This is a genomic window from Pseudomonas sp. 7P_10.2_Bac1 (genome assembly GCF_025465935.1).
In the GTDB taxonomy this organism is placed as follows: domain Bacteria; phylum Pseudomonadota; class Gammaproteobacteria; order Pseudomonadales; family Pseudomonadaceae; genus Aquipseudomonas.
In genome coordinates, this window is record NZ_JANLNV010000085.1 from 14,825 (window position 1) to 27,253 (window position 12,429).

Consider the following 12,429-nt stretch of genomic DNA (forward strand, 5'->3'; position numbering starts at 1 on the left):
GTCGTCGCCCGTATTCAGCACGGGATTCACCCCGTGACGCGTTGATCAACATCCGGGTGTCATACATACCGGGCGAACTGTTCACAGCCGGTACACTTCAATCACCTCCAGTAACTGCGACATGGCTTCGTATTGATCATCGACCCGCTCAGCCAATTGCGCCCAGTTGGCCGTCAGGCAGGCTTTTTCCAGATCCTCACAGCACTGCAACAAGTGCCGCGCCCTGACCATCCGTGCACCGCTCTTGACCTTGTGCGCTACCTGGCTCATGCCCGGCAGATCGTGTTTGGTAAAGGCTTGCAGCAGCGCCGCCATGTCCTCTTCCATGCTGTTGATCAGCGGTTCTATCAGGTGTTTGAGAGCCTCGATATCGCCGTGGGTCAAGCGCTGCAGGGCAGCCAGATCGATGTGCGTATCCGAGCTGTGTAAATCGTTGTCCACGGTTTGCGGCACCGGGGCCAGGTCCACGGACGCTAGCCGCGCCTGCAGGTTATGCAGGCTGATCGGCTTGAACAGGCAATCATTCATCCCGGCCGTGAGGCAGCGCTCAACTTCACCGGTCTGGGCATTCGCCGTAAAACCGACAATCAGAATAGGGTGCGCACCACGAGCGGCTTCCTCGCTGCGAATGGCCTGGGCCAATTCATAGCCGTTCATGATCGGCATGGCACAGTCGGTCATGATCAGATCAAACGGCTGCGCTCTCCAGGCTTTGAGCGCTTGTGCGCCTTCGTTGGCCTCCAGCGCGGTATGCCCCAGGTACCCGAGTTGTTTCGTGAGCAGACGGCGGTTGGGCGGGTAGTCATCGACGACCAGAACCTTCAAGGCGCGCGATGTCGGTATCGACTCATTGCCCCGCACCTCCGTTGGCAGGACCGAGAGCAGCGTCACAATATCCAAGGCCAGGGTAATGCGGGTTCCCTTGCCAGGAGTGCTGTCCAATTGCAGGGTGCCGCCCATCATCTCGCACAGTTGGCGGCTGATCTTCAGGCCCAGCCCTGAGCCGCCGGGCTGCCTGTTATGGATATTGATCTGAGAAAAGGGGCTGAACAGCCGTTGCTGATCGTCTTGCGAAATACCGATACCGGTGTCTTCGACCTGGACACAAATACTCAGTCGCTCACCGTCCTGCGAGTTTTTGGCCCGCACGCTCAGCCGCACATGGCCGCTGTCCGTGAACTTGATTGCATTGCTCAACAGGTTCGACAGCACCTGGCGAAAGCGCACCGGGTCAATCAACACATCGGTGTTGATCTTGGGATCGAGCTCAAAACTGACCAGCAGGCCTTTTTTCTCGGCAACCGCTTCAAACACCCGTGCGGTGGACTCCACCAGCTTCATCAGATGCGTGCGCTGCTGGTTGAGTGGCATGCGCCCGGACTCGATCTGCGCAATATCCAGAATGTCTCCAATCAGTTCCAGCAACCCCTGGGCCGCTTGCGAGGCCACTTCAAGGCTGCCGCTGTCCACCAGTCCTTGTTCTGCCTTTTTGGTCGCCAGCTCCAGCATCCCGATCACGGCATTCATGGGGGTGCGGATTTCATGGCTCATGGTGGTCAGGAAATCGCTTTTTGCCATATTGGCTTGCTCGGCCTGCTTTTTAGCATCCTGCAATTGCTCAACCAGTTGCTGGCGCTCGCTGATATCAATCCAGCCGCCGATAATGCCGACCACCTCGTTATCACTCCCCCGATAGGGCAGTATCCAGTGGTAAATGGTCAGAACCTGTGAGTTGGGCAACTCCAAAGGATGATCGCGGACCAGCGCCCGGCCTTCCTGCATGACCTGCATGTAATCCCGGTGATAGGCGGCATGCTGCTGCATCGACGTCAGTGAATGTTCGAGCAGGGTTTTGCCGATCACCGCCTCGCGCTCGACGCCAAACGTATCCAGGTAGCCTTCGTTGCAGATCAGCAGACGACCCTTGCGATCACGCACATAAATGGGGTGTGGCGTGCCGTCAATCAGTGCCCGCATGAACGCCAATTGATCGCTCAAGGCCCGCTCGGCCTGATCCCGTTTGCGCACCACTCGGCGCAAGTAAGTGATCCACACAATCGCGATCACCAGCACTGCGCCCGCAAACGCCGAGATGCGGATGATCGACGAGCGATTGCGCACCCAGAAGCGGTTATCCAGCATCACGGCGCTGTGCCAGCGCGCAGTCAGGCTGTCCATTTCTTCGGGCGTGATACTGGCCAGCGCCTTGCTCAGAATCCCGTGCAGCATGGGGGCCTTGGCATTCACGGCCAATGAAAACTGGGCGGGCACAATGCCCACGGTGCTGCTGATTTTTAATTGCGTGGCGTAATGCTGCTGGATCAGATAACGCGCACTGATCAGGTTGAGCACAGCCCCTTGCACGTCACCTTTGCTGGCCATTTCCAGGGCGTGTGCGGAGTTGTGCGCGGGGATCAGTTGCACGTCCGGATGGTGCTGCGTCAGGTAGGTGCTGACGTTATTGTCGATCACCAGTGCGACACGCTTGCCATTTAGTGTGTCCAGCGCTTGCGGGCTGCCCGTCGGCAGCCGTGTGACCAGTACAAAGGGCGTGGAAATATAGGGTTTGGTAAAGCGCAGTACATGCTCGCGGCTGGGGCTGGCAGTGAATGCCGGCGTCAAGTCGGCACGCTCTTGTTGTACGTCCTCGATCAGATCCGACACGGACTTGCTGCGTACCCATTCGAATGTGATCCCGGTGCTCAGGCTGATCTTGGCCAGCAGATCGGCGGCCAAGCCATTGAACACACCCTGGTCGTTAAAAAAGGTAAACGGCATGAAGTCTTCGGACACGGCCACTTTGAGGCGCGGATGGGCCTCGATCCAGCGCTGTTCAGAAGGGCTCAGTTGCAAAGGGCCGCGTCGTTCGATGCTCATTGTGCTGGCGCCCCAGCGGTGCAGGATAGCGTTGTTGTAGGCGGGCGGAATCGCCGCCAGCGTCGAGTTGATCAGGCGCAGCAGGCGCGGGTTGGGATGATGCACGGCAAACGCAAAGGAGCGCTGTTCAAGGCGCGAAAAATCCCGAATGTACACGTTGTTCAAGTAGTTCTTGGTAATCAGGTAGTGGGCGCTGATGGCGTCCCCCAAATACAGATCCGCCTGGCCGAATGCTACGGCGCTGATGGCGCCAAGTGTTGAGGCATAGAGCTGCAGTTGCACATCCGGATACAGCGCTTTGACCGTCTCGACAGGTTGATAGTGGTACAGCATGGCCATGCGCAGGCCCGAGGGCAGCGAGAGGCTGCTCTGCTTATCGTCGATACGTGAGACCAGCACCGGGGTGTCGAGAGCGTACGCGGACGACAGGGCCAATTGCTCATCGTCGCTTTCATAGGCGTTGGCGGTGCCCAGCAAATCGATTTCATTATTTTTCAGGGCGTCGATGACCTGCGCCCTCGAGTCATAGCGCCTGACCTTGATCTCGAGGTTCAGCGCCTGGGCGAGCAAGCCGGCATAGTCGGCCGTCAAACCTTCGAAGTAATCACTGCCCGACGAAATATCGAAGGGTGCATTGTCTGGGGCCGATGTGCCCAGGATCAACGACTGTTTATCTCTAACCCATTGTGTATCGCCTTCGCTGAGCGGCAGCAAAGGCACGTCCACCTGTGATCGCGCCAGTAATTGCAAGTTTATCGGTGCGGCATGACTTGCCGTTGTCAGGCATAAGGTCAATAACCAGGCCGGATGTTTCATTCGATTAAATTATTGCGCTTGGCAAAGTCAGCCAGATACACCACTGACTTGATATTGAGTTTTTGTAAAACGCGTGTCTTGTAAGTACTGACAGTTTTTTCGCTGAGGAGCATGATTTCTGAGATCTTTTTATTTGAAAACCCGGATACCAAATATTGAAGGGTGCGCAGTTCGCGGTCTGACAGTGTTTTTATTAATTGTTGATCGGTGAGTTTGGGCGACACCTCGACGTCACAATTACTTAAATAAACTCCGCCGCTCATCACTCTGTTAATGGCGATGGTCAATGCGTCGACGTCTTCGGTCTTTTCGATAAAACCAATGGCACCGGCTCGCAGGCAACGGTCGGCAAAAAAAGCGGAATCTTTGGAGGTGAGCACTAAGACTTTGATGGGCAGCCCCAGTATATGCAGCCTTTTAAGCACTTCCAGCCCATCAAGCTTGGGCATCGACAGGTCCAGCACAATCAGGTGGGGTATGTGTTCGCGCGCCAGATCTAGCGCTGAAGCGCCGTTATCGGTTTCGGCCGCAATCTGGAAGTTGGCGTTTTCCAGTACTAACCTGACGACCCGCCGAATAAAAGGATGATCGTCCACTATCAAAGCCTTGCGCATGATAATTCCTACAACGTTAAGAGGGCGCTAATGTCGTGGCGGCAGGTGCGGTCGTAACGACGTGATCGTCAAGCGCTCAATGTTCGAGTTAGATCAGGTGCTAATTATAAGTGCCTATGAATCACTCCATTTTTGATAGCGTCAAATAGCAGGTAATTCCTGGTATTAATATCCGAGAGTGCTGTGCGAATTATCCTACGGTGTTGTCATTTAAAACTTGTAGGTGGGGCAGAGTAAGCGCGATTGATAAGAAAATGCCTATTCAATGAGGGTCATTAAGTTATCGGCAGTGTTTCAAGAATATTCAACTCGCTGAGTGACCGGTCGTCGGGCGTCTTTGAACGGTCATCGCCAAGTATGACTGAGTTCATCGTGTACTTCTCCTTTGTGATCTTTCAGTCGGTCTTACAAAGTATATGGAGGAGTGTGCTTCTCACGATGCAACTTAGGGGTAGGAATTTTCTGAAAAGTTGAAATTTCTTTTCGGCGGGCGTGTTTAAAGGCGCAGGAGCAAGGTTGTTCACGCAGGTTATTCAATAACCTGATAAACACCTGCTCCTGCAGTGGCCGGTCAGAGGGCCGTTTCGTCTTCGCGTTGTGGCTCGTGAGCCGTGCTGCTGGTGACGTCGTCATGCCGGCGAATGTACTTCCAGTCATCCTCGTCGATGTATATCCCGTTAGGACCGCTGCCGCCTTCCAGGTCGATGGCCACATGGGCGCAGACCTGCGGCTTCACACTGGCCAGAATCGGCACGAAGCCCAACTGCAGACTGGTTTCCAGCAGCGCGGTCTGGTTTCGCTCGTCAATGTCCGCCGCCTCATCAAGGTAGTACGGCAAACGAATGCGCCCGGCCAGATCGCGGTCCATCAGGTGCAGCAACAAATACATGTTGGTCAGCGCCTTGATGGTCATGGTCGTACCGTTGGAGGCCGCACCGTCGATGTCGGTGTGAATCACTGGCTGGCCATTGACCTTGGTGATCTCGAACGCCAGTTCAAACAAATCCTTGAGGCCCAGCTGGTTGTGGTTGGCGGCCACCAGACGTGCCAGGTACTCCTTGGCCTCTTCGTTCTTGTTGTCCTGCTCGGCACTCTGGCTGAGGTCGAACACCGACAGCGTTTCGCCTTCTTCATACTGCCCGGCGCTGTGGATAATCTGGTCGATGTGCTTGAGCGCTTCCTTGTTCGGGGCCAGCACAATGCGGAAGCTCTGCAGGTTCGATACCTGGCGCTTGTTGATCTCCCGGTTGAACAGCGCCAACTGGTGCTCAAGGCTGTCGTAGTCGCTGCGAATGTTACGCAGTGTCCGGGCGATGTCCGTGACGGCCGCGCGACGTGCCTTGCCCAGCGTCAGCGCTTCTTCAGTGCGGTGCGCATAGGCGTTGATCAACAGTTGCAGGCGGCGCTCCATGTCGTCTTCGCTGTCGAACTTGGCCACGCCCTTGAGGCGCACTTGCGCATACAAGGCTTCGATCTGGCCGTCGCAGCGCAGCAGGCCTTGCCAGGTGTCCTGATAGTCGTTGAGCAACGGCAGCAGGTTGTCCATCGAATCATCGACCGGGTCCATGAACGGCGTACCGAACGGCAGGTCGGCCGGCAACAATTGGCGCCGACGCAGGCTGTCATCCAGCGTGCGCTGTTTGGCTTCCATGTCGCCCAACTGGCGCGCGACCAACTGCAGCTTGGCCGACAGTTGTTGCACGCGCTCGGTGAAGGCATCGCTGGAGCGCTTCAGTTCATCTTGCGCAGCTTCGGCCTGGGCCAGCAGCTCCATTTTTTCGCCTTCTTCGGCGCTCAAGGTTTGCGCGCGACGGAAGTCTTCCAGCGCCTTCTGTGCGTCCAGCACTTGTTGATAAAGCGACTCGGCTTCGCTCTTGCTCGCGGCCCGGTCGGAGGTCACGGCCTGCTGGGTTTTCAGTTGCTTGAGTTCTTTGTCCAGGCGCTCTTTCTGGTCACGCAATGCAGCGCGGTCAGCCAGGGCTTGCAAGGCTGGCGGCTCGATATGGCTGAGGTCGATAGACAAGCCCGGCGCTTCGAAACGCTCGCCTTTAAAGCCATCGAGGATCGCTTCCAGGGATTTGACCCACGCGTCGCCATCTTCCAGCGCAATCCCTTGCTCGCCCAGTGGCAAGCTGAACAGGGCGCTGTTGAACAGGCGCATCAGGCGCTCAACATCCTGTTGCGAAAACTCTTCGCGCAGGCGGGCGTAGCTGTTGTTGTCCGCATGGTCGAGCTGCTGCTTGACCGATTTGAGGCGCTTTTCCAGATCGCGAACACGTTCGTCCAGATCCTCGGCACTGAACTGTCGCGACTGGGCCAGGGCACCAGCCAGTTCGTCGTGAGCATCCTTGGCTGCCAGCAATTGCTGCTCCAGCACCTTCACGTCGTCCACCAGGGCAAAGCGATGCTTGAGCACCGACAACTCGCCCAGCCAACGCTGAATACCGGTGATTTCACGTTCCAGGCGCATCAACTCCTGAGTGCTGCTGCGCTGATCGTTTTGCAAGCTGTCTTGTTCGTTGCGGTAGTGCTCGGACTGAATCAGCAACTCTTCCTTGCGCGCCCCGGCATAGTCCTGCCAGGTGCCCAGCAACGAATCGAGCAGCGGCGACAGGCGATGCAGCTTGCCGCGCAACAGGTCGCGCTGGCGCACACCGGCAGCCAATGACTCGACCAACGGCCCGGCACCGACCAGTGCGTTGTAATCCTGCTCCATGCGTCTTACATCGCGGAAGGCTTCTTCGCACGCAGCGATGTAATCCACGCTGCCCGAACGCAGGCTGTGTTCAAACGCATCCAGAAACAATTGCTTGAGTTTGGCGGCGGTAATTTCGCGCATGTGCAGCAGGTTGATAAACAGTGCGCGGAAGGTTTTCAGGCTTTGCTCGCTGGTGGAGCGCAGCGGGATCAGCGTCAGGTCCAGCGGAATCGAGGTGTGCCCACCGACCAACAGGCGGCGCAGTTCATCGGGCTTGAGTTCGTAAGCTTTCAGGCCATTGCGCTCAAGGTTGCTGAACAGCTCTTTTTGCCGCAGGCAGGTGTCTTCTTTCTGGTAATGGGCCAGATCGAGCTTGCCGGCATAGGCGAAAAACTGGTGGCCGAAACCGCCACCGGGGCCGCGTCCGACCACACCGATCACGTGCGGGCCGTGGGGCAGCGACACTTCGACGAGGATGTAGCTGGTGTCTGAGGCGAAATAGAAGCGCCGCGATTGTTCGAGGCTGTACTTGCCGAAGCTCATGTCTGACATGCGTGCCAGAATCGGGAACTGCAAGGCGTTGATCGAAGCTGATTTACCGAGGTTGTTGGCCCCGTACACCGACAGCGGGTGTTCCAGCGGGAACAGCCCCAGGCTGTAACCGGCGGTATTCAGCAGGGCGAAGCGGCGAATTCCGTAGCGTTCCTGGCTCATGCATCCAACTCCTGTTGCTCATCGGCAATGGCCCGGGCCAATGCCGCTTCTTCGTCTTCTTCCTCAGCGTCGGCTTCGTCGTCGACCAATACGGGTGTGGGCAGCGGCAAGATGCTGTTCAGGCTGGCAGCTAGATCGCGGTCCTGTTGCACCGACAGGCACACGTCGAGGAACCGGTGCATCGGCGGCAGAAAACGGTAGATACCGTTGTCTTCGCTGGCAAATCCGAGTTGGGTCATGCGCCGCATGATTTTTTCTTCTAGCTCGTCCTGGGTCGTCACTTCGGCCTGCACAAACAGGTCTCGGTACTTTTCCAGCAGCGAGGGCAATTCATCGCGGCCCAGGCTGCCGCCATCGAGCACGGCAATCGGGTCACGGCCTTGGTCGGCCAGATGTTCGACGAGGATAAAGGTGAACAGCGCCAGGCGTTGTGCGGTCTTGTTCACTTGCGCCGAGGCAATGGCGGTGTCGGGCACGAAATAATAAAAACCGCGGGTGTCGCACACCAGTTCAAACCCCAGCGCCTTGAACAGCGCGCGATACTGGTCCTGAAAGTTCGACAGTTGCGCGTACAGCTCCGGGTCGCGGCGGCTGACGTGATAACCCTTGAACAGCTCGCGAAAGATCGGCGCCAGTTGGGACAGTTCAGAAAGATCAAGATGCATGGAGAGGGCTCGCAGAAGTCTCGCTCGCTTCATCGCTGCGTGAAAGCAGGGCGAAGGAGCGCAGGCTGACCAGATGTTCGTGGGTGCGGTATTCGCGGCGCTCAAGGCGTTCGCGCACGAAGCGTTTTTCGCGCGACAGGCGCGAGAACCAATACAGCAATTCGTCGGTGTCGCCGTTGGGCTCCTGATCCAGCAGCCAACCCATCAGGTCCGGCATGGGCAGTGCGTCGCTGCAGCGGTCGAGCATTTCCTTGACCGTGCGCGGGGCCTTGGGCGTTTCGCCGCGATGCGCCTTGTGGGCCTTGGGGAAGCGTGCTGGCTTGGGCTCAAAACGTGCCAGCGCGTAGACATACGCCTCCACCTGGCTGGCACTGCCCAAAAAGGTGCTTTGCGGGCGGGTAAACATCGGCATTGCCGCTTGCGGCACCGCGTCCAGCCCTTTACGGCGGATGGCCGCCAGCGCCAGCGCGGCGCCACGGGTGACCGCGTTGTGCCGTCGTGCTTCTTCACGCAGCGGCAACAACAGTTCGCGGGCATGGCGCAGCGTCAGCTGAGCGCTGGTCTGCATCTCGAGGATTCGCGCATGGGTGCGCAGCAGCATGTCGTCGTCCACCAGGTGGCCGAGGCGCTGCTGTTCGCTGAGCAGCCGCAGTAGCACGTTCTCGACTTTGCGTACGCCTTGTTCGAAGGCGCCGTCGGCGTTCACCAGTTGAATCATCGGTTCGACGTATTCGTCCCACGTCGCCAGCACTTCGGCGTAACGCTGACGCAGGGGGATCTGCCGGTCGCTGGTCTTGGCCCGTTCGGCCACGGCCACCAGCGCCTGTTCGTCATTGGCGAGTTTTTTCAAGACATCGCGCACGCGCATGTCGAGCAAACGCAGTTGGCGCGCCAGATCATTGCCGTCACGAATGTCGAACGCGTCCTGAATGTAACCGGCCAGCCGCTCCAGATGGCGCAAGTAGGCTTCGATTTCCAGACACAACCCGAGGCGGTGTTCGCGGCGCAAATAGGCCAGGAAGTCATGGATTTGCGCATTCAGCTCAAAGCGGTTCGGGCTCTTGGCCACGGGCACCAGAATATCCAGGCGGATCCAGTTGTCGAGCACGTTGGTGATGTCTTGCGGGGTGCTGTCCAACTGGCTGGCGGCTAATTGCAGGCGCAACTCGCTCAGGCTCAAAGTGCCTTGGTCGAAGTGTTCACACAAAGGCTCAAGGAGTGCCCAGTGTTCGGCGAGGGCACGTAAAACGCGCTTGGGTTCGATCATGGGAGGGCCGGTCGATTGCCAATGAAAGGTCGCGATTGTACTGCAACACGGGTTTGAGTCATTACTTGGCGATCAGAGGCGGGATGCGTCAATCAACCGTTGAGCCATCAACAGCAGGCCAGAAGGGCAGAAGGGCGGTAGAATCGCCCATCTTTAGTTATCCACAGATGGCCGACCCTTGTTGAACGAGTCCCGCCGCCGCTCCTATCTGACTGCCATGCAGGTGGTCAGCTGGGTACCGCGCACCGAGCTGCCGTTTGCCGCCCCTTCGCGGCCCGAGCTGCTGGTGCTTCCCGAACCGCCTATCGTGCCTGAAATCATCAGGCCTTCGGTCAAGCCCGCGGCTGCGCCGAGCAAGCCACCTGAGCGGCCAAAAATCGAAGTGCCAAGGCCATCGGTCACACCGCGAGCTGCCAGTAAACCGGTGATTGAGGCTGAAGCGGCGCCAGCGCCGGTCAAGGCGGCTCCGGTTCCACCGCCACGTTTTGCCTTGCAGCTACTGCGCGCCGGTCGCTGCTGGGTGCTGGTGGAGTTACCCACAGGCGGCGCCTTCCAGAGCCGTGACCCGGCTTATTTATTGTTAAAAGATATGTTGCGGGCAGCTGGCCTGCCCGACAGCCCACAAATCATCGGTGAGCCGGTGCGCTGGCCGTTGCTGCGGCGCGGCAACGTTGACCAGGGCCCGGAAGCGGCGCGTGAATTCGTCCAAGGGTTTGTCATGGCCCGTCTTGAAGAGGCCGACAGTGCCTGCTTATGGCTGGTTGGTCTGCCAGCCCTGCGGTTTGCCGGTGATGTGGACGCCGAAGCCTTCAACACTGAACTTGAAATCGAAGGGCTGGGCAGTGCGTGGGCGCTGCCGGGCCTGGAACTCTTAATGGAAGAGCCACACCGCAAAGCGGATGTGTGGCAAGCCATGCGCCGGCTGATGGTGCGCTGGAAACACAACGATGAGTGACGCTGTAAGCTTCCGCGAGATGACCGAAGCGGACCTAGATGCTGTTTTAAAAATCGAATACGCGGCCTTCACCCATCCCTGGACGCGCGGCATCTTTCTAGACGGGCTGGGCAAATATCACATATGGCTGATGTTTGAGGGGGAACAGCAAGTGGGCCATGGCGTGGTGCAAATCATTCTGGATGAAGCGCACCTGCTCAACATCACCGTTAAGCCAGAAAACCAGGGCCGTGGCCTGGGGCTCAAATTGCTTGAGCACCTGATGTCTATTGCCTACCAGCATGAAGCCCGCGAATGCTTCCTCGAATTGCGTGACAGCAACACGGCTGCCTTCAAGCTTTACGAGCGCTACGGCTTCAACGAAATCGGCCGCCGCCGCGACTACTACCCGGCCGTGGGCGGGCGCGAAGACGCGGTGGTTATGGCCTGTACGTTGGTTGACTGAATAAACCCTCACCCGGAGGGAGAGGGCGCGTTACCGAGGTGCTCTCAGGTTCAGCAACAAGAGTTCAGGTTGCGGATGTTATTCAGCATCCCCCAATCAGTCCCCTCTCCCTCCGGGAGAGGGTTAAGGTGAGGGGCTTTTAACGCTTACGCCCCACCGGATCAATATCCGCCAACTCCGCTTCATCCAGCCCTTTACCGGCGCCGATCTCATCCTCATCAACCAAGCGCAACTCTTGGTCTGCCGCATCATCGTTGCCTTGGGCTGCTTCCTTGGCATCGCGGGCGCCGTCTTCGCGGATGAGCATTTCCTGCTCCAGATCATCATCGTCAAAGTCGGCATCCAGATCTTCATCCGGCATGGCCGCGCCGCTTAGCCCGGCGCGCCGCGCCGACTTGCCAGCCACGTGTTTGGCACGTTCTTCGTCAGTAAACAGATCACTGATGCTCTCGTGAACTTCGTCATCCTCAAAGTCCAGCGGCTCCACCGAACCCGAGCGGTCCTCCAGATCGTCTATCTCTGCAGGTTGTTCGGCTCCATACGGGCGACGTGAATCAGACATGGTAATTCCTCATACTGTGGGCTCTTCTACGATGGACTGTAGCCACGGTTTAAGATTCCACCCAACGGACCGGCGGATTTAAGCGCAGATTCCACGTGACCCCGATCTGCGGTCCGCAGTCATAGTGTGCGCATCAACTCTCGAGGGTTTACCGCATGAACGAACTACAAGATCTGATTGATAACAACGAGCGCTGGGCCGATGCGATCAAGCAGGAGGATCCTGATTTCTTCGCCAAGTTGGCCCGCCAGCAAACGCCGGAATACCTGTGGATTGGTTGTTCGGATGCTCGCGTACCGGCCAACGAGATCGTCGGCATGCTGCCCGGTGACCTGTTTGTGCACCGTAACGTGGCCAACGTCGTGCTGCACACCGACCTCAACTGCCTGTCAGTGATTCAGTACGCAGTCGATGTATTGAAGGTCAAACACATTCTGGTCACCGGCCACTACGGCTGTGGCGGCGTCCGCGCATCGATGCAGAACCAGCAATATGGCCTGATTGATGGCTGGTTGCGCTCGATTCGCGACCTGTACTACGAAAACCGCGACCTACTGGCACAACTGCCCACCGAAGAAGAGCGCGTTGACCGCCTGTGCGAGTTGAACGTGATCCAGCAAGTGGCCAACGTGGGTCACACCACCATTGTGCAAAATGCCTGGCATCGCGGGCAGAAGCTGTCGGTACATGGTTGCATCTATGGCATCAAAGACGGCCGTTGGAAAAGCCTCGACACCACCATCAGCGGTCTGGACCAACTGCCTGCGCAGTACCGCCTGCGCCCGCTGACCCCGACCTGACACCCTCTGTAGGAGC

9 protein-coding genes are annotated in these 12,429 nt (G+C 58.0%); 3 read left to right on the top strand and 6 right to left on the bottom strand.

The features are described 5' to 3' along the window. Positions 1-81 precede the first annotated feature (81 nt). From NTD86_RS19475 to mksB, 5 genes are all read right to left on the bottom strand, one after another. Positions 82-3,603: an ATP-binding protein gene (locus NTD86_RS19475; RefSeq protein WP_262204601.1), complete on the bottom strand. Its 3,522-nt coding sequence runs from the start codon at positions 3,601-3,603 to the stop codon at positions 82-84. A gap of 86 nt (positions 3,604-3,689) precedes the next feature. Then, on the bottom strand, positions 3,690-4,307 hold the full coding sequence (locus NTD86_RS19480) for a response regulator transcription factor (protein ID WP_315974761.1): 618 nt from the start codon (positions 4,305-4,307) through the stop codon (positions 3,690-3,692). Positions 4,308-4,878: 571 nt separating this feature from the next. Next, complete coding sequence (gene mksF / locus NTD86_RS19485) at positions 4,879-7,719, bottom strand: Mks condensin complex protein MksF (protein WP_262204603.1); 2,841 nt, start codon at positions 7,717-7,719, stop codon at positions 4,879-4,881. Beyond that, a complete protein-coding gene (gene mksE / locus NTD86_RS19490) occupies positions 7,716-8,384 on the bottom strand; it encodes an Mks condensin complex protein MksE (protein WP_262204605.1) in 669 nt (222 codons plus the stop codon). Before mksE ends, mksF begins: the two co-directional genes overlap by 4 nt. Continuing rightward, positions 8,374-9,651: an Mks condensin complex protein MksB gene (gene mksB / locus NTD86_RS19495; RefSeq protein WP_262204607.1), complete on the bottom strand. Its 1,278-nt coding sequence runs from the start codon at positions 9,649-9,651 to the stop codon at positions 8,374-8,376. Before mksB ends, mksE begins: the two co-directional genes overlap by 11 nt. Before the next feature lie 178 nt (positions 9,652-9,829). On the opposite strand from mksB, the gene NTD86_RS19500 reads away from it, so the two are divergent. Continuing rightward, on the top strand, positions 9,830-10,606 hold the full coding sequence (locus NTD86_RS19500) for an energy transducer TonB (RefSeq protein WP_262204608.1): 777 nt from the start codon (positions 9,830-9,832) through the stop codon (positions 10,604-10,606). Beyond that, positions 10,599-11,051: a ribosomal protein S18-alanine N-acetyltransferase gene (gene rimI / locus NTD86_RS19505; protein WP_262204609.1), complete on the top strand. Its 453-nt coding sequence runs from the start codon at positions 10,599-10,601 to the stop codon at positions 11,049-11,051. Before NTD86_RS19500 ends, rimI begins: the two co-directional genes overlap by 8 nt. Before the next feature lie 139 nt (positions 11,052-11,190). Here rimI and NTD86_RS19510 read toward each other — a convergent pair whose 3' ends face one another. Continuing rightward, on the bottom strand, positions 11,191-11,613 hold the full coding sequence (locus NTD86_RS19510) for a serine kinase/phosphatase (protein WP_262204611.1): 423 nt from the start codon (positions 11,611-11,613) through the stop codon (positions 11,191-11,193). Positions 11,614-11,768: 155 nt separating this feature from the next. On the opposite strand from NTD86_RS19510, the gene can reads away from it, so the two are divergent. Beyond that, positions 11,769-12,413: a carbonate dehydratase gene (can, locus tag NTD86_RS19515; RefSeq protein WP_262204613.1), complete on the top strand. Its 645-nt coding sequence runs from the start codon at positions 11,769-11,771 to the stop codon at positions 12,411-12,413. The last annotated feature ends 16 nt before the right edge of the window (positions 12,414-12,429 follow it).

What these genes read in the sequence shown, in the direction of transcription:
- NTD86_RS19480 (WP_315974761.1), bottom strand. Translation starts at nt 4,307, where the DNA reads ATGCGCAAGGCTTTGATAGTGGACGATCATCCTTTTATTCGGCGGGTC.
- mksF (WP_262204603.1), bottom strand. Translation starts at nt 7,719, where the DNA reads ATGAGCCAGGAACGCTACGGAATTCGCCGCTTCGCCCTGCTGAATACC.
- mksE (WP_262204605.1), bottom strand. Translation starts at nt 8,384, where the DNA reads ATGCATCTTGATCTTTCTGAACTGTCCCAACTGGCGCCGATCTTTCGC.
- mksB (WP_262204607.1), bottom strand. Translation starts at nt 9,651, where the DNA reads ATGATCGAACCCAAGCGCGTTTTACGTGCCCTCGCCGAACACTGGGCA.
- rimI (WP_262204609.1), top strand. Translation starts at nt 10,599, where the DNA reads ATGAGTGACGCTGTAAGCTTCCGCGAGATGACCGAAGCGGACCTAGAT.
- NTD86_RS19510 (WP_262204611.1), bottom strand. Translation starts at nt 11,613, where the DNA reads ATGTCTGATTCACGTCGCCCGTATGGAGCCGAACAACCTGCAGAGATA.
- can (WP_262204613.1), top strand. Translation starts at nt 11,769, where the DNA reads ATGAACGAACTACAAGATCTGATTGATAACAACGAGCGCTGGGCCGAT.